General features: G+C 68.6%; 23 protein-coding genes, 1 tRNA gene and 1 pseudogene. 9 read left to right on the forward strand and 16 right to left on the reverse strand.

The window, feature by feature from the left end:
• Positions 1-10: 10 nt before the first annotated feature.
• Positions 11-580: a serine O-acetyltransferase EpsC gene (gene epsC, locus QF046_RS04285; RefSeq protein WP_307366557.1), complete on the forward strand. Its 570-nt coding sequence runs from the start codon at positions 11-13 to the stop codon at positions 578-580.
• An 88-nt stretch (positions 581-668) separates the two neighbouring features.
• Here epsC and QF046_RS04290 read toward each other — a convergent pair whose 3' ends face one another.
• From QF046_RS04290 to lysA, 6 genes are all read right to left on the reverse strand, one after another.
• Positions 669-917 (reverse strand): hypothetical protein, encoded by a 249-nt coding sequence (locus QF046_RS04290; protein ID WP_307366559.1) that lies wholly within the window; start codon positions 915-917, stop codon positions 669-671.
• Between the two features lie 866 nt (positions 918-1,783).
• Complete coding sequence (gene prfA / locus QF046_RS04295; protein WP_307366561.1) at positions 1,784-2,857, reverse strand: peptide chain release factor 1; 1,074 nt, start codon at positions 2,855-2,857, stop codon at positions 1,784-1,786.
• 25 nt (positions 2,858-2,882) lie between these two features.
• Positions 2,883-4,976 carry a transcription termination factor Rho gene (gene rho / locus QF046_RS04300; protein WP_307366564.1) on the reverse strand — a complete coding sequence of 698 codons (2,094 nt, stop codon included), beginning with the start codon at positions 4,974-4,976 and terminating at the stop codon, positions 2,883-2,885.
• Positions 4,977-5,140: 164 nt separating this feature from the next.
• Positions 5,141-6,103 (reverse strand): homoserine kinase, encoded by a 963-nt coding sequence (thrB, locus tag QF046_RS04305; protein ID WP_307372702.1) that lies wholly within the window; start codon positions 6,101-6,103, stop codon positions 5,141-5,143.
• A gap of 29 nt (positions 6,104-6,132) precedes the next feature.
• Complete coding sequence (locus QF046_RS04310) at positions 6,133-7,449, reverse strand: homoserine dehydrogenase (RefSeq protein ID WP_307366566.1); 1,317 nt, start codon at positions 7,447-7,449, stop codon at positions 6,133-6,135.
• 71 nt (positions 7,450-7,520) lie between these two features.
• Positions 7,521-8,912, reverse strand: coding sequence for a diaminopimelate decarboxylase (gene lysA, locus QF046_RS04315; RefSeq protein ID WP_307366568.1), 1,392 nt, complete (start codon positions 8,910-8,912; stop codon positions 7,521-7,523).
• Positions 8,913-9,031: 119 nt separating this feature from the next.
• Here lysA and QF046_RS04320 point away from each other — a divergent pair, with 119 nt between their 5' ends.
• Positions 9,032-10,072 (forward strand): YihY/virulence factor BrkB family protein, encoded by a 1,041-nt coding sequence (locus QF046_RS04320; RefSeq protein ID WP_307366571.1) that lies wholly within the window; start codon positions 9,032-9,034, stop codon positions 10,070-10,072.
• 6 nt (positions 10,073-10,078) lie between these two features.
• Here QF046_RS04320 and QF046_RS04325 read toward each other — a convergent pair whose 3' ends face one another.
• Genes QF046_RS04325 through QF046_RS04335 form a run of 3 tightly spaced genes read right to left on the reverse strand, consistent with a single transcriptional unit; the run spans position 10,079 to position 13,566 of the window.
• On the reverse strand, positions 10,079-10,831 hold the full coding sequence (locus tag QF046_RS04325; protein ID WP_307366575.1) for a DUF2993 domain-containing protein: 753 nt from the start codon (positions 10,829-10,831) through the stop codon (positions 10,079-10,081).
• Between the two features lie 16 nt (positions 10,832-10,847).
• Complete coding sequence (gene argS / locus QF046_RS04330) at positions 10,848-12,515, reverse strand: arginine--tRNA ligase (protein WP_307366577.1); 1,668 nt, start codon at positions 12,513-12,515, stop codon at positions 10,848-10,850.
• 52 nt (positions 12,516-12,567) lie between these two features.
• Positions 12,568-13,566 carry an N-acetylglucosamine kinase gene (locus QF046_RS04335; RefSeq protein WP_307366579.1) on the reverse strand — a complete coding sequence of 333 codons (999 nt, stop codon included), beginning with the start codon at positions 13,564-13,566 and terminating at the stop codon, positions 12,568-12,570.
• An 87-nt stretch (positions 13,567-13,653) separates the two neighbouring features.
• On the opposite strand from QF046_RS04335, the gene QF046_RS04340 reads away from it, so the two are divergent.
• From QF046_RS04340 to QF046_RS04365, 6 genes are all read left to right on the forward strand, one after another.
• On the forward strand, positions 13,654-14,589 hold the full coding sequence (locus QF046_RS04340) for a MurR/RpiR family transcriptional regulator (RefSeq protein ID WP_307366581.1): 936 nt from the start codon (positions 13,654-13,656) through the stop codon (positions 14,587-14,589).
• Positions 14,586-15,338, forward strand: a complete 753-nt coding sequence (locus tag QF046_RS04345; protein WP_307366583.1) for an SIS domain-containing protein — start codon at positions 14,586-14,588, stop codon at positions 15,336-15,338. Before QF046_RS04340 ends, QF046_RS04345 begins: the two co-directional genes overlap by 4 nt.
• An 84-nt stretch (positions 15,339-15,422) precedes the next feature.
• Complete coding sequence (gene ngcE, locus QF046_RS04350; RefSeq protein WP_307366585.1) at positions 15,423-16,847, forward strand: N-acetylglucosamine/diacetylchitobiose ABC transporter substrate-binding protein; 1,425 nt, start codon at positions 15,423-15,425, stop codon at positions 16,845-16,847.
• Positions 16,844-17,869, forward strand: coding sequence for a carbohydrate ABC transporter permease (locus QF046_RS04355; RefSeq protein ID WP_307366587.1), 1,026 nt, complete (start codon positions 16,844-16,846; stop codon positions 17,867-17,869). Before ngcE ends, QF046_RS04355 begins: the two co-directional genes overlap by 4 nt.
• Positions 17,866-18,774: a carbohydrate ABC transporter permease gene (locus tag QF046_RS04360; protein WP_307366589.1), complete on the forward strand. Its 909-nt coding sequence runs from the start codon at positions 17,866-17,868 to the stop codon at positions 18,772-18,774. The genes QF046_RS04355 and QF046_RS04360 overlap by 4 nt, the downstream gene beginning before the upstream one ends.
• 107 nt (positions 18,775-18,881) lie before the next feature.
• A complete protein-coding gene (locus tag QF046_RS04365) occupies positions 18,882-19,676 on the forward strand; it encodes an SGNH/GDSL hydrolase family protein (protein ID WP_307366591.1) in 795 nt (264 codons plus the stop codon).
• Between the two features lie 170 nt (positions 19,677-19,846).
• Here QF046_RS04365 and QF046_RS04370 read toward each other — a convergent pair.
• The 7 genes and pseudogenes from QF046_RS04370 to QF046_RS04400 all read right to left on the reverse strand — a co-directional run.
• Positions 19,847-20,203 (reverse strand): annotated as a pseudogene (locus QF046_RS04370) (DUF488 family protein); the annotation flags it as partial.
• On the reverse strand, positions 20,196-20,411 hold the full coding sequence (locus QF046_RS04375) for a DUF2945 domain-containing protein (protein ID WP_307366593.1): 216 nt from the start codon (positions 20,409-20,411) through the stop codon (positions 20,196-20,198). The gene QF046_RS04375 and the pseudogene QF046_RS04370, both read right to left, overlap by 8 nt.
• A gap of 142 nt (positions 20,412-20,553) precedes the next feature.
• A tRNA-Arg gene (locus QF046_RS04380) sits at positions 20,554-20,626 on the reverse strand.
• A gap of 69 nt (positions 20,627-20,695) precedes the next feature.
• The gene (locus QF046_RS04385; protein WP_307366595.1) at positions 20,696-21,082 is read right to left on the reverse strand and encodes a DUF1304 domain-containing protein; all 387 of its coding nucleotides are present in this window, start codon (positions 21,080-21,082) and stop codon (positions 20,696-20,698) included.
• 17 nt (positions 21,083-21,099) lie between these two features.
• Positions 21,100-21,966 (reverse strand): type II CAAX prenyl endopeptidase Rce1 family protein, encoded by an 867-nt coding sequence (locus QF046_RS04390; protein WP_307366597.1) that lies wholly within the window; start codon positions 21,964-21,966, stop codon positions 21,100-21,102.
• The gene (gene trmB / locus QF046_RS04395; RefSeq protein WP_307366599.1) at positions 21,963-22,688 is read right to left on the reverse strand and encodes a tRNA (guanosine(46)-N7)-methyltransferase TrmB; all 726 of its coding nucleotides are present in this window, start codon (positions 22,686-22,688) and stop codon (positions 21,963-21,965) included. Before trmB ends, QF046_RS04390 begins: the two co-directional genes overlap by 4 nt.
• A gap of 29 nt (positions 22,689-22,717) precedes the next feature.
• Entirely contained in the window at positions 22,718-23,557 is an 840-nt protein-coding gene (locus tag QF046_RS04400; RefSeq protein ID WP_307366601.1) for a DUF3097 domain-containing protein, read from the reverse strand.
• Positions 23,558-23,679: 122 nt separating this feature from the next.
• Here QF046_RS04400 and QF046_RS04405 point away from each other — a divergent pair, with 122 nt between their 5' ends.
• Complete coding sequence (locus QF046_RS04405) at positions 23,680-25,722, forward strand: TPM domain-containing protein (RefSeq protein WP_307366604.1); 2,043 nt, start codon at positions 23,680-23,682, stop codon at positions 25,720-25,722.
• Positions 25,723-25,788: the final 66 nt, after the last annotated feature.

The raw sequence follows: 25,788 nt of genomic DNA on the forward strand, positions 1-25,788 counted from the left end.
GGCTCCGGATATGGGCGTCGTCTCCCGGGTCCGCGAGGACATCGCGGCCGCGCGCCGTCGTGACCCCGCGGCGCGCAACGGCTTCGAAGTCGTCGTGCTCTATTCAGGTCTGCACGCGATCTGGGCGCACCGGGTGTGGCATGCGCTGTGGCGGCGCGATCTGCGATTCCCGGCGCGTGCCGGATCGCAGCTCACGCGCTGGCTGACGGGCATCGAGATCCACCCCGGAGCACAGATCGGCCGACGCTTCTTCATCGATCACGGCATGGGTGTCGTGATCGGCGAGACGGCGGAGATCGGCGATGACGTGATGCTCTACCACGGGGTGACGCTCGGTGGTCGCACGAGGGACTCCGGCAAGCGGCATCCGACTCTCGAGGACGGCGTCGCCGTCGGCGCCGGCGCGAAGATCCTCGGACCGATCCGGGTCGGTGCACGCTCGGTGGTCGGTGCGAACGCCGTGGTCACCCGGGACTCGCCGCCGGACAGCGTCCTGGTCGGGATGCCCGCCAAGGCCCGCCCCCGCGACGCCGATGAGAGCGTGCGCGCACTGCTCTCCGCCCCCGACTACTCGATCTGACCCGGCCCGGCTTCAAAGCCCGTCTATATGGCGCTAACCGCCCCAGATCCCTCTGATTCGGGGCGGCTTGCGCCATATAGCGGGGTAGTCACCGGTTCGATGCGGTTGCGCGCGCCGCCCTGACGCGGCGCACCGCCTCATCGTGGTCGCGATACACGTGCTGGGCTGTCAGGCGGACCACGTTCCAGCCCGCTTCCGCGTAGGCCTGATACTTGTCGATGTCGCGCTGAAGCTGCTCACGCGTCAGGTGTCCATCGCTCTCGTACTCGATCGCGATCCTGAATTCGGGGTAGGCGAGCTCACTGCATCCGAGGAATCTTCCGAAGCGGTCGTACACGTCGAAGTCGAGTACGGGCTCGGGCAGGTTCGCATCCCGCAGGATCAGTCGGATCTGCGTCTCCGGTGGGGACGACGCACCGTCGCGAGCCAGCTCGAGCGCACGCCGAAGTCGGGGAGCACCGGGCCTTCCCTTTCGCTCCGTGAGTGCCTGGAGCTCGTCCCGAGTAGCCAGTGGAGCCCCAACGCCGGCCGAAACCCACCGGGATGTCGAGGGGTGCGCAGGACGAAGTCGGCTGCCGCAACCAGAGCATCTTCCTGCAGCATGTTGCCCAGATCCGCCCAGGTGCTGGCAGGGTCTGTCACAGGAAGACCATCATGCTCTGTGACGTGGATGAATCCGCGCGTGAACTGGTGGCCCACCACATCTGGACGGCGCGGCGCTCGCTTCGGTCGGTGGATGCCGACATGGATCTCCTTCTGCGGCCACGCGTGAGTTGAAAGAGGGATGCTCCACACGACGGCCGCGCTTGGTCCGCAGAAGAAGCCGTTGGGCGCAAGAACGGGAAGATACGCGCGCAGCAGCGTCAGATGCTCGGAGCGACGCTGCTCCCATTCGCCTTGCGGTTCGATAGTCTCATCCGTCTCGGCGGGCGCAGTGCGAACGCCACGGTAGGAGTACCGAGGTCCATTCCGCGCAGACGCTTCTCGGAGACGCCGAGTCTGCGCGCATACGCCGTCGAGAAGGCGGTGCCGAGTTGTGGTGGAAGCGGATGCGATGGCATCCCGGCATCCTGTCTGAAACCAGCGTCGCGCCGCTGAAGTTCTCCACAGGCCCGTCTATATGGCGCCAACCGCCCCCAGATCGGTGAAAAGTGGGCGGTTCACGCCATATAGACGGGCTTGATGGGGGTTGGGTCGGGGGTGTCAGCTGCCGAGGGCAGCGAGTCTGGCCTCTTCGTCGGCCGTGATCGCCGACTCGATGATGGGGTCGAGTGCGCCGTCCATCACCTGATCGAGGTTGTACGCCTTGTACCCGGTGCGGTGATCGGCGATGCGGTTCTCGGGGAAGTTGTAGGTGCGGATGCGCTCGGAGCGGTCCATCCCACGGATCTGCGAGCGACGGGCATCGGATGCCGCGGCATCCAGCTCCTCCTGCTGCCTGGCCAGCAGACGGGCACGCAGCACGCGCATTCCGGCCTCGCGGTTCTGAAGCTGCGACTTCTCGTTCTGCATCGACACGACGATGCCGGTGGGCACGTGCGTGATGCGCACGGCCGAGTCAGTCGTGTTGACGGACTGCCCGCCTGGTCCGGACGAGCGGTACACGTCGATCTTCAGATCGTTCGGATCGATCTGGAGCTCCTCGGGCTCGTCCACCTCGGGGAACACCAGCACGCCGGTGGTCGAGGTGTGGATGCGTCCCTGCGACTCCGTGGCGGGCACGCGCTGCACTCGGTGCACGCCGCCCTCGTACTTCAGATGCGCCCAGACGCCCTGCGAGGGGTCGGTCGACGATCCCTTGATCGCGACCTGGACATCCTTGTAGCCGCCGAGGTCGGACTCGTTGCGCTCGAGGAGCTCGGTCTTCCAGCCGCGATGCGCGGCGTACTGCACGTACATGCGCAGCAGATCGGCGGCGAACAGCGCCGACTCTGCGCCGCCCTCCCCCGCCTTGATCTCCATGATCACGTCGCGGGCGTCATCGGGGTCGCGCGGGATCAGCAGTCGGCGCAGCTTCTCCTGGGCGACGTGCAGGCCCTCCTCGAGGGCGGGGATCTCCTCGGCGAACGCGTCGTCCTCGCGGGCGAGCTCCCGTGCGGCATCCAGATCTTCGGAGGCCGCGACCCACGCCTCATACGCCGCCACGATGCGCGAGAGCTCGGCGTAGCGCCGGTTCACGCGCTTCGCGCGCGCCGCATCGGCGTGCACCGCCGGGTCGGAGAGCTCCTCCTGCACCCGGCGATGCTCGTCGATCAGCGTCTGAACGGACTCGAACACGCCGCTGCTCCCGTCTCGCGGAGACTCAGCGGATGTTGTTCTCGTGACCGTGGCTGGAGCCGGTGGACGGCGGCGTCGGGATCGACTTCTGCATCTGGAACAGGAACTCGACGTTCGAGTTCGTCTCCTTCAGCTTGCCGAGCACGACTTCCAGCGCCTGCTGCGGGTCGAGACCTGCGAGCGCGCGACGCAGCTTCCACGTGATCTTGACCTCGTCGGCCGAGAGCAGCATCTCCTCACGACGGGTGCTGGACGCGTTGATGTCGACGGCCGGGAAGATGCGCTTGTCCGCCAGCTGGCGCGACAGGCGAAGCTCGCTGTTTCCGGTGCCCTTGAACTCCTCGAAGATGACCTCGTCCATCTTGGAGCCGGTCTCGACGAGCGCGGTGGCGAGGATCGTGAGCGATCCGCCGTTCTCGATGTTGCGCGCGGCGCCGAAGAAGCGCTTCGGCGGGTACAGTGCCGCAGCGTCGACGCCACCGGTGAGCACACGGCCCGAGGTGGGGGTCGCGATGTTGTACGCGCGGCCGAGGCGGGTGATCGAGTCCAGCAGCACGACGACGTCGCGGCCGAGCTCCACCAGACGCTTGGCGCGCTCGATGGCGAGCTCGGCGACGGTCGTGTGGTCCTCGGCGGGGCGGTCGAAGGTCGAGGCGATGACCTCGCCCTTCACCGTGCGCTCCATGTCGGTGACCTCTTCAGGACGCTCGTCGACGAGGACGACCATGAGGTGGACCTCGGGGTTGTTCTGTGCGATGGCGTTCGCGATCTGCTGCAGCACGATGGTCTTGCCGGCCTTGGGAGGCGCGACGATGAGGCCGCGCTGGCCCTTGCCGATCGGGGCGACCAGGTCGATGATGCGCTGCGTGAGCTTCTCGGGAACCGTCTCCAGGCGCAGGCGCTCCTGCGGGTACAGCGGGGTGAGCTTGCCGAATTCCAGGCGCGTGCCGGCGTCCTCGGGCGACAGACCGTTGATCGAGTCGACCTTGACGAGCGCGTTGTACTTCTGGCGGCCCTGCTGCTCGCCCTCGTACGGCTGCTTGATGGCGCCGACGATCGCGTCGCCCTTGCGCAGGTTGTACTTCTTCACCTGGCCGAGCGAGACGTACACGTCGCTCGGGCCGGCGAGGTAGCCGGTGGTGCGCACGAATGCGTAGTTGTCGAGCACGTCGAGAATGCCCGCGATCGGGATCAGGACGTCGTCCTCGCCGATCTCGGTCTCGAACTCGTCAGCGTTCTGGTTGCCGCCGCCGCGACGCTTGTTGCGCTGGCGGGTGCGTCCTGAACCGGACTCGTCATCAGCGTGAGCATTGTCCGACGAGCCGCCCTGGCCGGCGTTCCGGTCGTTGCCGCCGCTGTTCTGACGGTCGTTGCCGCCGCCCTGACGGTCGTTGCCGCGGCCACGGCTGCGGTTGCGATTGCGCCCGCGGCCACGTCCGGATCCTTCTCCGTCGCCGGAGGAGTCGTCGTCGGAGGAGCCGTTCTGCTCGCCGTTCGACGTGGACTTCTCGGAACCGCGGTCGGAACCGCGGTCGGCGTCGGAGTCGTCCTTGGACGACGCGGTCTCGGCGGATGCCTCGGCGGCGTCGCCCTCGGCCTCGGCGTTCTTGGCACCGCGACGGTTGCGCGTCGGGCGCTTCGCAGGCTCGGCGGCCTCGGCCGGCGCGGACGCCTCAGCCGGTGCCTCAGTGGCATTGTCCGCCGATGCGGTCTCATCGGCCGTCTTCGTGGCGCGCGAGGCGCGCTTGCGTACGGGCTTTGCCGGCGCCTCAGCGGCATCCGCCGTGGGCGCGCCGTCCGCCGCAGCGGCGTTGTCGGACGCCGGAGCCTTGTCGGCCGCCGGGATGTCCAGCGTCTCGGCGTCGGCCTTCTTGGCACGGCTCCGGCGCGGGGCCTTCGGCTTCTCGGCCGCGGCATCCGGTGCGGTCACGGCCTCGGGAGCAGCAGCAGGGGCGGATGCCGTCTGCTGAGCGTCCGCGGTCGGAGCTTCGGCAGCGGCAGCTGCCGCGGAGGCGGTCGTCGCGCGCCGCGGCGCGCGCTTGCGGGCCGGAGCCTTGGTCTCGGTTGCGACCGTGTCACCGGTCGGCTGGTCGTTCTGGGTCTCGGAGAAATTCTCCACGAGTACTCCCTCATATGTCGTGGGAAATGAGCAATCCAGAGAATGCGCAGCAGATGCTGCACGTCACACGCGCCGACGCAGAGCGTCTGCCTGCAAGAACCTGGATGGCTCTTGGGGATCGCGTGCGGATTTCGCAGAAGTGCGACGGGGCCAGATTCACGAACTTACGTGGAGCCCTCCGCTCGATCCCTAACTGTACCACCACGCACGTCCACGGCCAGCATGTGGGCGTCCCAGGGAGTGTCTGTGACGACATCCGCGACATCGACCGCGCGCTGACGCTCGCCCGGCCCGTCGGCGAGCACGAGGACGCTGGGTCCGGCGCCCGAGACGACCGCCGCGTGACCCTGCGCGCGCAGCGCCTGCACGAGACGCAGGGTCTCGGGCATCGCGGCACCGCGGTAGTCCTGATGCAGGCGGTCGGCCGTGGCGTCCAGGAGCAGTTCCGGACTCTGGGTGAGTGCAGCCACCAGCAGCGCCGAGCGTGAGACGTTGAACACGGCGTCCTCGCGAGGAACATGCGGCGGCTGCAGCGACCTGGCCAGCGAGGTCGACATGGTGAACCCGGGGACGAAGACGACCGGTGCCACGCCGCGGTGCACCAGCAGCTTCTTGTGCTGCGGACCGTGCTCACCCGTCCAGGCGATCGTGAGCCCGCCGAACAGGGCAGGGGCGACGTTGTCGGGGTGCCCCTCCAGCTCGGTGGCCAGTCGCAGCAGGGTCCGCTCGTCGAACTCGACGTCGCCCGCCAGCAGGCCCTTCGCGATGAGGATGCCTGCGGTCACGGCCGCGCCCGACGAGCCGAGCCCGCGCCCGTGCGGAACGCCGTTCTCGGCGCTGATGCGCAGGCCGGGCATCTCGCGACCGGCGTCGGCGTACACGTGGGCGATCGAGCGGACGACGAGGTTGCTCGCGTCACGCGGGATCTCCTCCGCGCCGGAACCGGTGACCTCGATCTCGAGTCGGTCGTCGGTGAACGCCGAGACCGTGAGCGTGTCGTAGACGCTCAGCGCGAGACCGAGCGTGTCGAAGCCGGGTCCGAGGTTCGCGCTGGTCGCCGGCACCGTGACCGTCACCGTGCGCTCGGCGCCTTTCGGAGCGGATGCTGCGGCGACGACGGGCTCCATGTCCGCCGGGACGACGGTGACGCCCACGCTCACTCCCCTTCGACGCGCAGCACGGAGACCACGTGCTCGACGACATCGCTGGCGGTGAGCCGCTCGACGGCGGCGCTCAGGGCGCTGTCCGAGGCGCGGTGCGTCCCGATGATGAGGCGTGCGGTCTCACCCGCGCTCTCGTCCGCCGTCGGGATGACGGTCTGCACCAGCGTCGCCACCGAGACGCCGCCCTCACTGAGCAGCCCCGCGATGGTGGCGAGCACGCCGGGCTCGTCGGAGACCTCGAGGGTGATCTGGTAGCGGGTGGTCACGTGGCCGATCGACACGATCGGAAGGTTCGCCCGGGTGGACTCCCCCACTCCCGTGCCGCCGGCGATGTGACGGCGTGCGGCGGAGACCACATCGCCGAGGACGGCGGACGCGGTCTGCACGCCACCGGCTCCGGCGCCGTAGAACATCAGGGAGCCGGCCGCCTCAGCCTCGACGAAGACGGCGTTGTTCGCGCCGTGTACGGAGGCCAGCGGATGCGAACGCGGCACGAGAGCCGGGTACACGCGCACCGATATCGACTCGCCGGCCTCATCGTTCAGCCTCTCGCACACGGCGAGCAGCTTGATGACGAACCCTGCCTCACGGGCCTCTTCGATCATGGTGGCCGTGATCGAGGTGATGCCCTCGCGGTGCACGGCATCCAGCGGCACCGCGGTGTGGAAGGCGAGGCTCGCCAGGATCGCGGCCTTCTGCGCGGCGTCGTAGCCTTCGACATCCGCCGTCGGGTCCGCCTCGGCGTAGCCGAGACGCTGGGCATCCGCGAGCACGTCTGCGAAGTCGGCGCCCTCGGTGTCCATCCGATCGAGGATGTAGTTCGTCGTGCCGTTCACGATGCCCATGATCCGCACCACGCGGTCGCCGGCGAGCGAGTCGCGCAGTGGCCGGATGATCGGGATCGCCCCGGCGGCGGCGGCCTCGTAGTACACCGATGCACCCACGCGGTCGGCGGCCTCGAACACCTCGGGTCCGTGGGTGGCGAGCAGAGCCTTGTTGGCGGTCACCACATCCGCTCCGGAGCCGAGGCCCAGCAGGATGTGCGAGCGAGCGGGTTCGATGCCGCCCATCAGCTCGATGACGATGTCGGATCCGGTGATCAGGGTCTCGACATCGGTGGTGAACAGCTCTCGGGGAAGATCGGCGTCACGCGGCGCATCGACATCGCGCACGGCGATGCCGGCGAGGTCCAGTCGGGCACCGGCGCGGTCGGCCAGCTCATCTGCATGTCGCAGCAGCAGGTCCGCCACCTGCGATCCCACGGCTCCGGCGCCCAGCAGCGCCACGCGAAGTCGTCGGTACTCAGTCATCTGCACTCCTCAGCACGTCGGTTCAGGTCAGTCACGGGCGGCGACGATCGCGCGCCCTGCTCCCGGCCGGGTCACCTCTCGATGCCGGCGTCACGCGCCAGCAGATCGGAGAGGCTCTCGCCGCGTACGATCACGCGGGACTCGCCGCCGTTCACGGCGACGATCGGCGGGCGGGGAACATGGTTGTAGTTGCTCGAGAGCGGCGCGCAGTAGGCGCCGGTTGCAGCGACCGCGAGCAGGTCGCCGGGTGCGACGTCGCCCGGGAGGTATTCGTGATCGACGACGATGTCGCCGGATTCGCAGTGCCGGCCGACGACGCGCACGAGCACGGGGTCCGCATCGCCGAGGCGTGCGGCCAGCCGCGCCGAGAACTCCGCGCCGTACAGGGCGGGCCGGGCGTTGTCGCTCATCCCGCCGTCCACGCTCACGTAGCGGCGGCTGCCGTTCTCGAGCGCGACGTCCTTGATGGTGCCGACCTCGTACAGGGTGATGCCGGCGTTGCCGACGATCGCGCGGCCGGGCTCGAAGGACAGCGCGGGGATGCTGATGCCGCGAGCGGCACACCCCTCCGCGACGGCCGAGACGATGCCCTCGGCGAGGTTCTCGATCGGCTCGGGGGTGTCGACGCGGGTGTAGGCGATGCCGAATCCGCCTCCCAGGTTCAGCTCGGGGATGTCGCCGCCGGCGAGAAGCTCCTGGTGCAGGTCGAGCACGCGGGCCGCGGACTCGCGGAACCCGGCGACGCCGAAGATCTGCGAACCGATGTGGCAGTGCAGTCCGACGAAGTCCAGCCCCTCGATCTCACGGATCCGGGCGACGAGGCCCGGTGCGCTGTCCAGCGCGGTGCCGAACTTCTGGTCTTCGTGCGCGGTGGCGAGGAAGTCGTGGGTCTCGGCGTGCACGCCGCTGTTGACGCGCAGCATGACGCGCTGCGATGCGCCGGTGCGTGCCACGATCGCCGCGAGGCGTTCGATCTCGATCTCGCTGTCGATGACTATGGTGCCGACGCCGACCTCGACCGCCCGCTCGAGCTCCGCCACCGACTTGTTGTTCCCGTGGAAGCCCAGGCGTGCGGCATCCGCTCCCCCGGCGAGCGCGACCTCCAGCTCGCCTCCGGTGCAGACGTCGAGATTGAGTCCTTCCTCCATCACCCAGCGCACGATCGTCGTGTTCAGCAGGGCCTTGCCCGCGTAGTAGACGCGGGCTGTCGTGCCGTTCGCGGCGGCTGCGGTGTCGAAGGCGGCGCGGATGCCGGAGGCGCGACGGCGCACCTCGCCCTCGTCGATCACCTGCAGCGGCGTGCCGTAGGTGCGCACGAGCGCGTCAGCGGACACACCGCCGATGATCAGTTCTCCGTCCGGACCGCGCTCGGCGGAAGCAGGCCAGACCGCGGGGACCAGGTCGTCGGCGTCGTCGGGGACGGCGAGCCATCCCGGGGCGGGCGAGGAGACGGCTGACTGCACGGAACACCAATCTTGGGATGGTCTCCCCGGGCAACGGGCGCTCGGCGAGGATGACCCGATTCTAGGACATCGCCGCGACGCGCCTGGTCATGTTCCGCGCGGTGACTATGGTGATGCAGATGAGCAGCCGAACCGCAGCCGGGCGTCCAGGGCTCTTCTCGCGCATCGCATCGGGGGTGATCGCCTGGCTGCTGCGGTGGCGGCTGGTGCGGGCGGTGCTGCGCTACGCGGGACGCCGAGGTCCGGTGCTGGCGGATGCCGTGACGTATCGCGCTCTCTTCAGTGTCTTCGCCGCCGTGCTGCTGGGCTTCTCGATTGCCGCACTGTGGCTGTCCGGAGACGATGCGGCCTGGGAGGCCGTCGTGGGCGCCGTGGATGCCGCCGTACCGGGATTGATCGCGACGGCGGACAGTGAGGGGATCGTCGATCCGGCGAGCATCTCCGCCCCCGCGGGGCTGTCGATCGCCGGTGTCGTCTCCCTGATCGGTCTGATCGGCTCGGGGCTCGGCGCCATCGGCTCTCTGCGCATCGCGATCCGCAGCATGGCAGGAACCGCGCAGGCCGACCTCGCCTGGTACCGGGTGATGCTGCGCAACGTGATCCTCGCGCTCATCATCGCCGGCACGTTCGTCGCGGCAGCCGCATTGACGGTCGCCGGAGGGTTCGTCGTCGACACGCTGGCCGCTGCCATCGGCCTGCCGAGCTCCTCGACCGCCGTGCGATGGACGGTGCGCGGGGTCTCCCTGGTGGTGGTGCTGGCGCTGAACGCCGTGCTCATCGCGGCGGCATTCCGGATGCTGTCCGGAGTGCGCGCGTCGGCGAGATCCCTGTGGTCCGGTGCGCTCATCGGCGGCACCGCCCTGCTGGTCCTGCAGGAGCTGTCCGGGCTGTTCGTGGGCGGGGCTCAGGCGAACCCGCTGCTGGCGACGTTCGCGTCCCTGCTGGCTCTGCTGCTGTGGCTGAACCTCTCCACCCAGGCGATCCTGATCGCCTGCTCCTTCATCGCGCTGTCGGTGAGCGAGCAGCACGACCGTGTCGCCGAACGGTTCGGCGCCCGGACTCTGACGGAGCAGAACCTGAGGCTGGCGGAGGAGGATGTGCGCATCGCGACGGCCGCGCTGCGCAGGGTTCAGGACGCGGTCGCACGCGAGCGCGACTGAGCGCGGTCAGCGCGGGCAGGTGCCGTTCTCGAGCAGCTCGGGATCGACGGCGATCCGGCCGTCCGCACTGATGTCGGCAACGGCCCTGGTGCCCTCGACGCGCAGCCCGGTGAGCGTGATGCCCGCGGGCAGCTGATCGGCGATGCACAGGCGCTGCGGCCCGGCGAGACGCTCGCCGATGTCGCCGAATCGCCCGGCGAGTGCCTGCAGGTCCACCTCATCGCCTCCGAGCGTCGCCGACACGGGAGTGAGCAGAAGGTCGCCGTCCTCGGCGCCGGGAGTGACCGTCAGCCCCACCGGGATCCCGCGTCCGAACAGGCTGATCTCGCCCCGCAGCGTGGCGTTCGGCGCGTCGAGGGCGATCGCGGCATCCGGCATCTGCGAATGCGCCAGCAGGGTCGCGAACTGCGTCTGATCGATCGAGACGGTGCCGGTCGCGGCCCCCAGCGCTCCGCCGCGCAGCGGCACCCCGGTCGCGGTGACATGTGCGGTGCCGGTGACACCGCCGATCGTCACCTCGTCCGACGACAGCTGCAGCTCGTCGAGCGTGCCGGTGAGCAGCTGCGGAAGCAGCACGCCTGACGCCTGCACCTCGAGCTGCTGATCGGAGGGAAGATCCAGCTGCTCGATCACGATCGAGCGCACGATACCCGGCAGCACGGCGCGGGCGACCAGCTCGGCCGCCACAGCCAGAGCGACCAGCACCACCACCGCGATCAGCAGCACCCACGGCCAGCGCGCCCGTCTGGTCCTGGTCACCGCCGGCGCCGTCATGTCACATCCGCTCGGGTGCCGACACACCCAGCAGGCCCAGACCGTTGCGGAACACCTGGCCGGAGGCGTCGTTCAGCCACAGACGGGTGCGGTGCACGGTCTCGATCGGGTCATCGCCCTTGGGGATGACCCGGCAGCTGTCGTACCAGCGGTGGTACAGGCCGGCGAGCTCCTCCAGGTACCGCGCGATGCGGTGCGGTTCGCGCACCGAAGCGGCGAAGGCCACCAGGCGCGGGAATTCCTGCAGAGCGCCCAGCAGGGCACTCTCGGTCTCGTGGGTGAGCAGCTCGGGAGCGAACTCCGAGCGGTCCACGGCCGAGTCGGCCGCATTGCGCGCGACGTTGTGGGTGCGCGCGTGCGCGTACTGCACGTAGAAGACCGGGTTGTCGTTGGTGCGCTTCTGCAGGAGCTCGGGGTCCAGGTCCAGGGGCGAGTCGGCCGGCGAGCGCTCCAGCGAGTACCGCAGCGCGTCCGGGCCCAGCCAGTCGAGCAGGTCGTCCATCTCGATGATGTTGCCCGCGCGCTTGGACAGGCGGGCGCCGTTGATCGAGACCATCTGACCGATCAGCACCTGGATGTTCTTCTCCGGGTCCTCGCCGGCGGCGCCTGCGACGGCCTTGAGCCGGTTCACGTAGCCGTGGTGGTCGGCGCCCAGCAGGTAGATCTTGTTCTGGAAGCCGCGGTCGCCCTTGTTCAGGTAGTACGCCGCGTCGGCGGCGAAGTAGGTGAACTCGCCGTTGGAACGGCGGATGACGCGGTCCTTGTCATCCGTGAAGTCGGTGGTGCGCACCCAGACGGCGCCCTCCTCGTCGAACACGTGGCCCTGCGCGCGCAGGCGATCGATGGCGCCATCGATCAGGCTCGGACCGCCGTCCTCGGATGCGGCGTGCAGAGTGCGCTCGGAGAACCACACGTCGAAGGGCACGTTGAAGCGCGCGAGGGAGTTCTTGATCTCGGCCAGCTGGTACTCGTACGCCTGGTCGCGGGCGACGACCAGCTGCTCGTCCTCCGGCAGATCCAGCAGACCGGGGTGCGCGGCCAGCACCCGCTGCGCGAGCTCGCCGATGTAGGCGCCCGGGTAGCCGCCTTCGGGGGTCGGCTCGCCCTTCGCCGCGGCGAGCACCGACTGCGCGAAGCGCTCCATCTGCGCACCGGCGTCGTTGATGTAGTACTCCCGGACGGCATGGGCGCCGCTGGCCAGGAGCAGCCGGACGATCGAGTCGCCGAGCGCCGCCCAGCGGGTGTGGGCGATGTGCAGCGGGCCGGTGGGATTCGCCGAGACGAACTCGACGTTCACCGATACGCCGGCCTGCGAGTCGTTGGTCCCGTAGGCCTCTCCCGCGTCGACGATGGTCTTGGCGAGGGCGCCGGCGGCCGCGGCCTCCAGACGGATGTTGATGAATCCGGGGCCCGCCACCTCGACGCCGGCGATGCCGTCGACCTCGGTGAGGCCGTCGGCGATCTGCTGTGCGAGCTCGCGTGGGTTCGTCCCCAGACGCTTGGCGAAGCGCATGGCGACGTTGGTGGCCCAGTCGCCGTGATCGCGATTGCGCGGGCGATCCAGGACGATGTCGGATGCCGTGAGCCCGAGCTCCTCTTCGGGGCGTCGCTCGGCCGCGATCGGGACGAGAACGGCGAGGACGGCTGCGGAGAGGGCTTCAGGATTCATAGACTCACCAGTCTACGGCCCGATGCCTGGGCGTCCGGGGCCCGCTCGTCCGTCAGCGGAACTCGCCGACCGTCTCGGTCAGACGAGCGAGAATCGCGTCGTCCGGAGCTCCACCGGCTGCTCGCACAGCGAGCACGGCGGCGCCGACCGCCCCATCGCCGACCGGACGCAGATCGAGCCCGTCCGCCCTCGCGCCGAGGCGTGCGAGAAAGGCGTCGCGCACCGGGCTCGTGCGCGCCAGAACGCTTCCGCCGATCACGAGGGGTCCGTCGCCGCGCAGCACCGCGGTGAGCGTGTCGGCCAGGTGCTCACCGGCGGCGGCGAGGATGCTGTGGGCCACGGCATCCGGCGCCTCGGCATCCGGCTCCTCGAAGGCGAGCGGTGCGAGCGCCGCGAGCTCGATGGGCGGCGGCGCGTACAGCGCGCCGACGAGCCTTTCGAGTTCGCGCCGTCTGCCCTGCTCGTACACCTCGGTGCGCTCGAGGCCGTAGTGCGCGAGGACCCGATCCGTCAGGGTCGTCGCGGGTCCTGTCCCGTCGAGATCCTGCACGGCAGCACGCGCGATCGCGTGACCGATCCAGAAGCCGCTGCCCCGGTCACCGAGCAGCCAGCCCAGCCCGTCGCCCACCGCGTCGATCCGGCCGTCCTGCACGCGGATGACGCATGCGCCCGTTCCCGACACCAGCGCATAGCCGAACGCGGATGCCGCGCCGCTGAAGTATGTCGCCAGGAGATCCGACTCGAAGACGAGTCGTCCGGAGAATCCCTTCGCGACCAGCCGATCCTGCAGCCATTCCGGCCCGCCGGCGGCTCGCATCCCTGCCATCGCCGCCACGATCACCGGCACATCGGCGAGCGCGAGCTCCGTCCCGGAGAGCGCCTTCTCGATGGCGTCCAGCACACCGTCCGCGGCCCTTTCCGGCCCCGCCGAGATGGGGTTGCCCCGCCCTCCCACGCCGTACCCGAAGCACTCTCCGCGATGGTCCGTCAGCACGGCTCGGGTCGAGGTTCCGCCGGCATCGATGCCGAGCAGAAGAGATTCGTGACTCATTCGTGATGCTGTCCTATTTGACGTTTTCGTCACGTGAGAATAGTTTTCATCTCAACGAGAAAAACCCGAGAGGGAATTCAGGAGGCAATGGTGCCACGGACCAAGGACTTCGGCAACGGAATGACGATCGCGCGCCGCATCGCGGCCGGTCGCCACACGATGCCGACGGCGATGAGCAAGATCGCCGATGTCGTCACCGTGCATCCCGCCGCCCCTGTGGAGTTGACCATCACCGAGCTCGCCGATCGGGCGGGCACCTCTCCCGCCACCGTCACGCGCTTCTGCCGTGCGATCGGCTTCGACGGGTACACGCAGTTCCGCGTCGGCGTGGCCAGCGAGATCGGCCGCGGAGATGCCAACGAGAGCTGGCACGCCGACATCGGCGAGGAGTTCGGCTCCACGGATGGCCCCGGCAAGGTGCTGCAGACGCTCGTCGCGCTGCATGTGGACAGCCTGGAGAGCACAGCGGCCCGCCTCGACATGGACGGCGTCATGCAGGTCGCCAATGCCGTGGCCGCATCCCGTCACGTCGACATCTACGGCGTGGGCGGAAGCGGCATCATCGCCCGCGAGTTCCAGGGACGGCTCTACCGCATCGGCGTGAACGCCCACGCCTGGTCCGACGTGCATGAGGGCCTCACCAGTGCCGTGATGCAGGATGCCCGCTCCGTCGCCGTCGGGATCTCGAGCACGGGACGCACGGACGAGACGGTGCAGATGCTCTCCCAGGCCGGTGCGGCCGGTGCCTTCACCGTCGCCATCACTCACGACGCGGACTCCTGGCTCGCCGGCATCGCCGACGTCTCACTGGCCACGGCCGAGCCGTCACGGTATCTGCGCCCCGACGACCTGTCGGTCAAGCACTCGCAGCTGCTGGTGCTCGACCTGCTGTACCTGCTGGTCGCACAGCAGATGTTCGCCGACGCATCCACCCACCTCGCGGCGAGCGCGATGGCCGTCTCGGCCCATCGCCGACCGCCGCGCCCCGCCAAGACCGCTCTCGTCCCTGAGGAGTCCCGATGACCGCAACCGCAACCGACCTGCTGCGAGAGGCGACCGTCCGACTCGAGCGGCTCGCCGCCGACGCCGAAGCGGGCGCCCTCGACACGGCCATCGCGCTGATGGTCGAGGCACTGGACGGCGGCGGCGTGATCCAGGCCTTCGGCACAGGACACTCCGAGGCCTTCGCGATGGAGATCGCCGGGCGTGCCGGTGGGCTGATCCCGACCAACCGCTTCGCGCTGCGCGACATCGTCATGCACGGCGACCGCGGCGTCGACGTTCTGACCGGGTCACTGGAGCGCGAGCCGTGGGTCGTCGACGAGCTGATGGCGACCGTGCCGGTGAACGATGCGGATGTGTTCCTGATCGCCTCGAACTCCGGAGTCAACGGCTCCATCGTCGGCACGGCGCTGTGGGCGCAGGAGCGCGGCCACAAGGTGATCGCCGTCACCAGCCTGGAGCACACCTCCCGCGTCGAGCCGAAGCACCCGAGCGGCAAGCGTCTCAGCGAGATCGCGGATGTCGTCATCGACAACCTCGCCCCGTACGGCGACGCCACTCTCGAACTCGGCGGCGGCATCGGCGCCGGCGCGATCTCATCGATCACCGCCGCCTTCATCGCGCAGCTGCTCACTCTCGGCGCCGCGCGCACCATCGCCGAGCGCGGCGACACTCCCCCGATGTACATCTCCGCCAACATCCCCGGCGGCGATGACCACAACTCCGTCCTTGAGGACCGTTATGCGGGCCGCATCCGACGGGGAGCTTGATCCTTCGAGCTCATCCTGGGTCCCTGAGCTCGTCGAAGGACCCGACACCCACACACCGAACAGATCACTACGGAAGGTATGAAGATGGAACTCAAAGACGCATCCATCAGCCGGCGCAACCTGCTGCGCGGCGCGGCCACGGCTGCGCTGCTGCTGCCGTTCGGCGCCACACTCGCCTCGTGCGCCGCGCCGTCTGGCGGCGGAGGCGGCGGCGGGGGCACCGACGCGGGCAAGGTCTCCGCTGACAACCCCTTCGGCGTCGCAGCGAACTCGAAGGTCGACGCGGTCATCTTCGACGGCGGCTACGGCATCGACTACGTCGAGACGTCGGCGAAGATCATGCAGGACAACAAGAAGCTCGGCGGCGTGTCCGTCAAGGTCGCGTCGTCCACCAAGATCGCCCAGGAGCTGCAGCCCCGCTTCGTCGGCGGCAACCCGCCGGACCTCATCGACAACTCGGGTGCCAACTCGATCGGCTGGAACACGATCCTGGACCAGCTCGAGACGCTCGACGACGTCCTGGACTCGAACAACCTGGAAGGCACCAAGATCAGCGACACGCTGTTCGGCGGCGTCAAGGCCCCGGGTACCTTCGACGGCAAGTTCGTGGCGCTGAACTACGTCATGACCGTCTACGGCATCTGGTACTCCTCCAGCCTGTTCGAGGAGAACGGCTGGGACGTGCCGAAGTCGTGGCAGGATCTCAAGGCGCTCGGCGAGAAGGCGAAGGCCAAGGGCAAGTACCTCTTCCTGTGGGGCAAGGAGGCGGCGACCTACTACCAGACCATGGTCGTGGACTCCGCTGTCATCCAGGCCGGCGACGACGTGCGCCTCCCGCTGGAGAACCTCGATGCGAAGGCCTGGTCGCACCCCGCGATCCAGGGCATCCTCGAGATCCTCCACGACCTGATCGCCTCGGGCTACGTCAAGCCCGGCGGCGGCGGCACGCAGTTCACCCAGGCGCAGGCTCAGTGGAGCCTGGACCAGGAGGCGCTGCTGTACCCCTCGGGTTCGTGGATCGAGAACGAGATGAAGAAGACAACCGCGGACGACTTCAAGATGAAGGGCTTCCCGGAGCTTCCTCTCGACACCAGCCAGACCACCCCGGCGGGCACCATGCGCGCCGAGGCCGGCGAACCGTTCATCGTTCCGAAGAAGGCGAAGAACGTCGCCGGTGGCAAGGAGCTGCTGCGCACCATGCTGTCGAAGGAGTCGGCCACCGCGTTCGCCAAGAACAAGCTGGCTCCGACGATCGTCAAGGACACGGTCCCTGCCGACGGCTTCGGCTCGACGGCGCTCGTCTCGCAGTCCGAGATGCTCGCCTCGGCCGGCGAGAACGTCTTCACCATCAAGTCGTTCAACCTGTACGGCATGAACTCCGACCAGCTGCCCATCTGGAACTCGTTCCTGGACGGCAAGATGACGGTCGCCGAGATCACCAAGCAGCTGCAGGGCCTGACGGACAAGGTGCGTGAGGACAGCTCGGTCACCAAGATCGAGATCAAGTGAGCTATTCCACCGTCAGCGGTGGACCGGGGCTTGAGACGGCCGCGGTCACCGCAGTCCGGGCGGGGCGGCGCAAGCCGCCCCGCCTCGGGCGGCACCGCAAGCTGACCTTCGACTACGTCTCGTTCATCGCCGTCTTCCTGCTGCTGCCGCTGGCGATCTTCCTGATCTTCGTGATCTCGCCGTTCGTGCAGGCCCTGTACTACTCGATGACGAACTGGACCGGCTTCTCCGATGTCATGGGGTTCGTCGGCGTCGACAACTTCGTCAAGCTCTTCAACGACCCGATCTTCATGCGGGCGATGCTCAACAACATCATCCTGGCGATCATCGTGCCTCTGATCACGATCGTGATCGCTCTGGTCTTCGCCAGCATGATCACCGTGGGAGGCCCCAGCAGCGGACAGGTGCGCGGGCTGCAGGCATCCAGCTTCTACCGGGTCATCTCCTTCTTCCCGTACGTCATCCCCGCGATCGTCATCGCGATCCTGTGGAACATGATCTACACCCCCAGCGGTGGCCTGCTCAACGGCATCCTGGGCATCTTCGGCGTGCAGGACCAGCCCTCATGGCTCGGCGATGAGCGCACCGCCATGGGCGCCACGATCTTCGTGATCGTCTGGAGCATGGTCGGCTTCTACATGATCCTGTTCATCGCGGCGATCAAGGGCATCCCCTCCGAGACGCTCGAGGCCGCGCGCATCGATGGAGCCGGCCGGTTCCGCACCGTGACCTCGATCCTGCTGCCGCAGATGCGCGACAACGTCCAGACGGCCTACATCTACCTGGGCATCATGGCCCTGGATGCCTTCGTCTACATGGTCGGTCTGAACTCGACGGGCGGACCGGGAAACAGCACCCTGGTGATGAGCCAGTACCTGTTCCGCACCGCCTTCGAGAAGGGCCAGTTCGGCCTCGCCACCGCGATGGGCGTGGTCCTCGCCGTGATCACCCTGCTGTTCGCCGCGCTCGTCATCGGTGTGTTCCGCCTGATCGGCGGCAAAGACGAAGGAGGTCGAGCATGAGTACCGAGACGCGCGTCGCGGTCACCGTCGAACGCGGACGGAAATCTGCTCCCCTGCCCCGCAGGACCAAGTCGACGAGCAGCGACAAGGCGGTCGCCGGCGTCTCGCACGTGGTGATGGGCATCTGGGCCCTCGTCGTCATCCTGCCGATGCTGTGGACCTTGATCGGCTCGTTCAAGACCACCAAGGAGATCTTCGCGTCGCCGTTCGGACTGCCCGCGAACTGGAACTTCGAGAACTACGTCAGCGCGTGGGTCGACAACGCCTTCGGGCAGATGTTCCTGAACACCGTCATCGTCGTGGGCGTCTCGCTGGTCGCGGTCATGGTGCTGGGCGCCATGTGCGCGTACGTGCTGGCGCGCTTCTCGCTGCCGGGCAGCCGGATCATCTACTACCTGATGCTCGCGGGCCTGACGTTCCCGGTGTTCCTCGCCATCGTGCCGCTGTTCTTCATCCTGCAGGGCATGGGACTGCTGAACACGCTGCCGGGTCTGATCCTCACCTATGTGGCATTCGCGCTGCCGTTCACGGTGTTCTTCCTGTTCTCGTTCTTCAAGTCGCTGTCCTACGAGATCCAGGAAGCGGCGTATGTGGACGGCGCCGGCGAGTGGCGCACGTTCTTCCAGGTGATGCTCCCGATGGCCAGGCCCGGCATGGCCGCAGTGGCGATCATGAACTTCCTGGGCCTGTGGAACCAGTTCCTGCTGCCGATCTCGTTGAACACGAACAAGGAGAACTGGGTTCTCTCGCAGGGCATGGCGTCCTACGCCTCCTCCGCTGGCTACGCTCTCGATTTCGGCCAGATGTTCGCTGCGGTGATGATCACGATCATCCCGGTGCTGATCGTGTACGTCCTGTTCCAGCGTCAGCTGCAGGGCTCCGTCTCCCAGGGCACCTCGAAGTAGCATCCGATGCCCGTCAGAACTCCCCTTCAGCCCCGCACTGGAGGGGAGTTCTGCATGCCGATCGCGGCGGAATTCGCATCCGTCCCGCGATGACCTACTCTCGTCCCATGACCCTGCACCGGCCGACCCGACGGCGCCGCACGGCCCTCGCGGTCGTGAGTGCGCTGGCGGTCGCGCTCACCGTGTTCCTGGGTATCGCGCGCCCCTGGATGCCGCCGGCGGAGACGGCCCCGGTCGCGGCCGCGCAGGACGGCATCTCCCCCGCCGCGCTGGCACTGCCCGAGCACCCGAAGGTGCTCGTGTTCGGCGACTCGTGGACCTACGGCTCGGCGGCGAATCCTCCCACGAGCGGATACGCCTACCTGCTCGCGGATCTGATCGACGGCACCACCGTCGTGGACGGTGTCCGCGGCAGCGGGTATCAGAAGCCCGGCCTCGACGGCCCCGATTACCTGACGCGGATCAGGGCACTGGATGCCACGATCGCGCCGGACCTGATCCTCATCGAGGGGTCCATCAACGACCGGCGTGAGAATGCCGCGGCGTTCCCCGGAGCGGTCAACGCCGCCTGGAACGCGCTGACGGCGAAGTTCCCCGACGTGCCGATCGTGGTGCTGGGCCCCGCCCCGCACGAGCTGCCCGTCGGGGCGTCGACGGCGCGCATCGACCATGACCTCTCGGTTCTTGCCGCCGAGCGCGCCTGGTGGTACATCTCCCCCGTCCAGGAGAAATGGATCACACCGGAGAACTATCTGCGGTTGATCGACGTCGGCGCGGGCCGCAAGCATCCCACCGACGCCGGACACGAGTTCCTCGCGAGCAAGGTGTTCGAGGCTCTCGAGCGCTTCAGCACGGCACCGGTCACGGCTGCCGATGGGAGCCGGCCGAAGCCGGTGAAGTAGCCGCGGGGTACTCCACTGCACCGTCGCGGATGACCGCTCCCCGGCGTGAGCTCGGCCTCGGCGATCCGCCCGTCGGGCATGAGATGGCCGACGGGGATGCCGCGGGCCAGCAGGTGATCGGCGATGAGGCGTCGGTGGCAGCGCCACCAGACCGCCTCGGAGCACATCACGGCGGGCGGATGCTGCGCATTCGCCCGCTCGATGAGATCGTCGAGACCGCGGGCGAAGTCCGAACCCATCGCGTAGTCGGCGTAGTTGTGGAAGCTGCGGTTGCGCCAGAGTGCGTTCACCTCATCAGGCACGTCGTGCTGGATCGGCCGGCGGCCGGCGAGCTCGGCGACGTGGGAATAGCGGATGCCGGCCTCGCCCAGGCTTGTGCTCAGGACGTCCTGGTTGAACCAGGGGTACCTGTCGGAGCCGGGCAGACGTCGCACATCGACGATCGCGCCCACCTCGGCCTCTTTCAGCAGGGCGAGGAACTCGTCCAGCGGATGCGTGGAGTGGCCGACAGTGAGGATCTCAGTCATCGATGAGCGTCAGCGCACTGCCCTTGTGCGCGGCGACGTGGTCGGTCCTGTCGCTTTTGATCTCGTACTGCGGGTCGTCGTCACTCGCCCGGTGCGTGTGACCCTTGTAGTCGAAGTCGGCGGTGTGCACCTTCGAGATGCGGCCGCTCACGTGGCCCGCCTCGGAGTTCCACGTGACGTGATCCCCGACCCTGAAGTGCTTGCGCATGGTGTGCTCCTCTCACCGTCCCTGAGCGCATTCTCACGCCGAGCGCGGCAGGAGACCAGCGGGTTGACAGACGCGCCGCTGCGGGGCGTCGGAGCACTCATACGAAGAGGGGCCGCCCTCCGGGCAGCCCCTCTTGCGTTCGTGCCCCCGACAGGAGTCGAACCTGCGACCTACGGTACCGGAAACCGGCGCTCTATCCACTGAGCTACGGAGGCGAACCCATCGAGCCTATCAGCTTCGGATCCCGATCCCGCGCACCGCGAAGCCCTCTGCAGCCGCAGGTTTCAGGCGATTCCGATGCTCACGGCGATGACGGCCAGCAGCGGCAGAACGCCCTGGACGGCGGCCGCGCGCAGCTTGGTGCCGTCGGACAGCACGAGCACGAGGGACGCGGCCAGCATCATGCCCGTCGCGGCGAGCACGAGGGTCGCGCCGACCGTCGTGGATCCGGCGATCACGAGCACCACGCCGAGGAGACCGGCGATCGCGAGGAACAGGTTGTAGAAGCCCTGGTTGAACGCGAGCGCGCGCGTCGTCTCGGCCTCCTCGGCGCTGCCCACGCCGAAGACGCGACGGGTGGCGGGATGCGTCCAGCGCACCGACTCCAGCACGAAGATGTAGACGTGGATCGCGGCGGCGAGGGCGGCGAAGACGAGGCCAGTGATCAGCATGTGCCGATTCTCCTCCGTCAGACGAGGAACACCGGGAGCAACCCGGGGTTGTGCGCATGCACGAGCACGGCGAAAACGACCGCGTCGAAGAGCAGATGCACCGTGACGACGTAGGCCAGCGAGTGGGTGCGCAGGAAGATCCAGCCCTGCAGCAGCGCGAACGGGATGGTGAGCGCCGGGCCCCATTCCCGGTAGCCGAGCTCCCACAGGAACGACACGAACACGATCATCTGCAGCATGTTCGCGAGCGCGTCCGGGAAGTGCCGGCGCAGCAGCGCGAACACCGTGCAGATGAAGAACAGCTCGTCCCAGATGCCGACAGCGCCGACCCCGACGAAGAGCCGCGCGATCAGTTCGGGCGTGTCCACGACCGGCCAGTTCTCATAGACGCCGCTGGTGATGAAGTAGAACGGCAGGATCAGCCAGCCCAGCACCAGCACGGCGAGCAGCCAGCCCCACTGCCAGCGGTTCCAGCGCCGATGCGCCCGCCACGGGAACGAGATGGCTCGATCGCGGAATGCGAACCGCGACAGGAGGTAGGGAACGAGCACCGCTCCCCCGAGCGCGAGCGTGAAGCGCAGCATCGCGAGGTTGTCGAGCTGCGCCTCGAGCGAGATGGCGTGCACGATCAGCATGCCGAGCGCGATCAGTGCGAGATCCCGGGTGAGCGACGGCATCCGCTTCTGCCCGATCTCCCACGTCGGCCGGCTTCCGACCGAGACGGTGACGGTCCGCGGCGCGCCCCGATCCACCAGCGCGGCCGATCCGACACCGACGGCGATCAGCGCCCAGCCGACCCAGGTCCAGCCGAGCACGAAGAACGCGGGCGCCGCCAGGCACACGAGCACGGCGGGGCCGAGCCGGCGCCAGGCTGCGGAGGTCACCCCCGCGGAACCCTGCGGTAGGCGAGGTCTCGGATGTCGCGACCCTTGGTGATGCCCTTGCGTTCGAACGCGGTCATCACGCGCCCGTCGAAGCGCTCGGCCCACTCGCCGTCGAAGGCGCGCTCGAACTCCGGCGCGTCATCGAGCACCTCGCGCATCTGCAGCGCGTAGTCCTCCCAGTCGGTGGCGAGGCGAAGCACCCCGCCATCGGCCAGTGCGCGCGCAGCCGTCTCGGGGAAGCCCGGACGAACCAGCCGTCGCTTGGTGTGGCGCTTCTTGTGCCACGGGTCGGGGAAGAAGATCCAGACCTCGGATGCCGCAGCCTCCGGCAGCAGCGTGGAGAGCACCTCGGGCGCGTTGGCCTCCACGAGGCGCAGGTTGCGCGCATCGGCCTTGTCTGCATCCAACATGGTGCGCGCGAGACCGGCTCGGAAGACCTCGACGGCCAGGAAGTCGGTGTCAGGATTCGCTGTGGCCGCGGCGATGATCGCGTGTCCCTGCCCGGAACCGATCTCCACGGTCAGCGGCGCGGTGCGTCCGTAGACGGATGCCGGCTCCAGCCGGGCTTCCGGGTGCACCGAGGTGAAGGCGACGTCGCGGGCGACGTCGAACAGGTAGAAGGGTGCGAGTTCTTCGAAGGCCCGCTCCTGAGCCTCGGACATGCGGCCGCTGCGGCGCACGAAGGAGACCGGTTCTTCACGGAAGGTGCGGGGTTCTGACATCCCTCCAGGGTATCCGCGGGATCTGCCGCTCATGAGACGGGATCCGTGACGAAGTCGATGAGCTCTTCGACCCGGCCGAGCAGCGACGGCTCCAGGTCGCGGAAGGTCGTCACGCGGGAGAGGATGCGCTGCCAGGCGCGGGCGATGTCGGCCTGTTCCTCGGCGGGCCAGCCGAACGCCCGGCAGATGCCCGTCTTCCAATCCGTGCCGCGCGGGATCTGCGGCCAGGCACGAATGCCCATCGCCGACGGCGTCACGCACTGCCAGACATCGATGAAGGGGTGGCCCACGATCTTCAGGTGCGCCCCGTGCGGGCCGCGCAGGATCTGCTCGACCATCCGGGTCTCCTTGGAGCCGGGCACGAGGTGATCGACCAGCACGCCGTAGCGGCGCTCGGCGCTCGGCGGCGCCTCCGTGAGCAGATCCTCCAGCAGGTCGATGCCCTGCAGGTACTCCACCACGACGCCCTCGACCCGCAGGTCGGCGCCCCACACCTTCTCGACGAGCTCGGCGTCGTGCCGACCCTCGACGAGGATGCGACTGGGCAACGCGACCTTCGCGCGGTCGTCGGCGACGGTGAAGGAACCGGATGCGGTGCGCCGCGTGCCCTGTGGCTTCGCTGCGGGCACGACCAGACGGACAGGCTTGCCCTCGACGAGGAAACCGCCGCCGAGCGGGAAGCTGCGCCGGCGCCCCTTCCAGTCCTCCAGCTCGACCAGTCCGGACTCCACGCGGGTGATCGCGCCGCAGTAGCCGTCTTCGGCGACCTCGACGACGAGATCCATCTCGGCGGGCACGTCGCTCGCCTTCACGGTTCCGCGATCCCGCCATCCTGCCGCGAGCACATCGCCGCCGTACCTGTCGTCCATGCCCTCCAGCGTATGTGCCTCCGCTACGGGCGAACGGTGAAGGCCGTTCGGATGCTGTCGCGTGTCGGCCTCAATGCATAGACTCGTGCCATGGGGAGCGGCTGCCGGTCGGAGGGATCACTATGAGGAATCGGTGGCTGGCCATGGCCGCGATCGTGCTGGGCACGATCCTGGGCGGGCTCTCTCTGAGCGCGGCGTCCGCGACGGCTCCCGGGCCGCTCGACGGACCCATCACCGACCACAGCGATGTCGTCTCCGCCGCGGACCGCGAGCAGGCCGAGAGCACGCTCGCGAAGCTGCGCTCCGAGGCCGGCATCGACCTCTTCTTCGTGATGATCCCCCAGTACACCGACCCTTCGGTGATGGAGGACTGGACCACGGCGACCGCCCAGGGCAATGGCTTCCGCGCTGATCAGTATCTGATCTCGGTCGCCACCGAGGGTCGCACGTACACGATGTACCGTCCCGATGACGGTCGCATGAGCACCTCCGAGCGCGACGACATCCTGTCCGCGATGCGCCCCGACCTCTCGGACAGCGACTTCAGCCATGCCGTCGTCGCCGGCGCCGACGAGGCGTACGACATCTACGTGCTGGCACCCCAGCGCGCCGCACAGGGATGGATGGTGTTCGGCATCATCGTCGTGATCGCGGTCATCGTGATCGTGTCCGTACTGCTGGTGCGCCGAGCACGCAAGCGCGCCGCGGAGAACGCGAAGCGCCAGGCGGCCCTCGCCCAGACCTCGCAGCAGGCCAGCATCGCGCTCGTGCGCACCGACGACCTCGTCCGCACCAGCGAGCAGGAGATGGAGTACGCCCGCGCGCAGTTCGGCGACGACGTGATCGGCGAGTTCGTCACCGCTCTCGAGACGTCGCGCAAGAACCTCGACGAGGCGTTCTCCCTGCAGCAGAAACTCGACGACGAGATCCCCGACACCGATCAGCAGAAGCAGGAGTGGTACGACCGCATCCTGCAGCTGTGCTCGGAGTCCACGCAGGTGCTCGAAGAACGCAAGGCCGACTTCGACGAACTGCGCAAGCTGGAGCAGAACGCGCCTGCCGCACTGGAGAACGTCCGGCAGCTGCGCGCTGCGGCCGGTGCCGAGGTCGACCGGGCAGATCAGATCCTCGCCGCGCTCACCTCGAGCTATGCCGCGGACGCGTACTCGTCGGTCAGCGAGAATCCCGCTCAGGCACGCTCGCGCATCTCGTTCACCGACACGCAGATCCAGGCCGCCGAGCAGGCGCTGGCAGCCGGCAGCACCGGCGACGCCGCCGTCGCGGTACGCGCCGCCGAAGGCGCCGTGCAGCAGGCGACTCAACTCGAGGATGCCGTCGAGAAGCTGCAGAACGATCTCAACGCCGCAGAGACCCGCGCGAAGGCGCTGATCGCCGATCTGAGCACCGATGTGCAGACCGCCCAGGCGCTGCCTGACGCGCAGGGCGCAGTCGCCCAGGCCGTATCCGCCACGCAGCAGGGCGTCCAGCAGGCACAGGGCGTGCTCGCGTCGACCGGGCGCGACCCGATCGCCGCGCTGCGCATCCTCGAGGCGGCGAACACTTCGATCGACGCCGTCATCGCCCATGTGCGCGACGAGCAGGCGAAGATCGAGCACGCGCGCAGCATGCTCGCGGATGCCGTCCAGCGCGCCGACATCCAGATCTCCACCGCCGAGCAGTTCATCCAGAACAACCGCGGCGGCGTCTCCTCCCCGGCACGCACCCGCCTGTCCCAGGCGCAGGCCGCGGTGACGGAGGCGCGTCGTATCGCCCAGTCCGACCCGGTGCAGGCGCTCGCGCAGGCTCAGAACGCGGACCGGCTCGCCAGCGACGCACTGCGTCTCGCCCAGAACGATGTCAACAGCTGGGGCGGTGGCGGCTTCGGCGGCGGCGGTCGCGGCAACGACAACCTCGGTGCACTCCTCGGCGGCATCCTCATCGGTCAGGCCACCGGCCGCGGCGGAGGCGGCTGGGGCGGCGGCGGAGGCGGAGGCGGAGGCGGAGGCGGCATCTTCGGCGGTGGCGGGGGCGGCTTCGGCGGCAGCAGCGGCGGAGGCGGATTCTTCGGCGGCGGAGGCAGCGGCGGAGGCGGCTTCTCCGTCGGCGGGTTCGGCGGCGGAGGCGGTGGCTTCGGCGGCAGCAGCGGAGGCGGAGGCGCATTCTGAACCGCGTTCACCTCTGACACCAGACACATTCCTACACACGTCACGACAACCATCCGATAAGAAAAG

This window comes from Microbacterium sp. W4I4 (assembly GCF_030816235.1).
GTDB lineage: Bacteria > Actinomycetota > Actinomycetes > Actinomycetales > Microbacteriaceae > Microbacterium.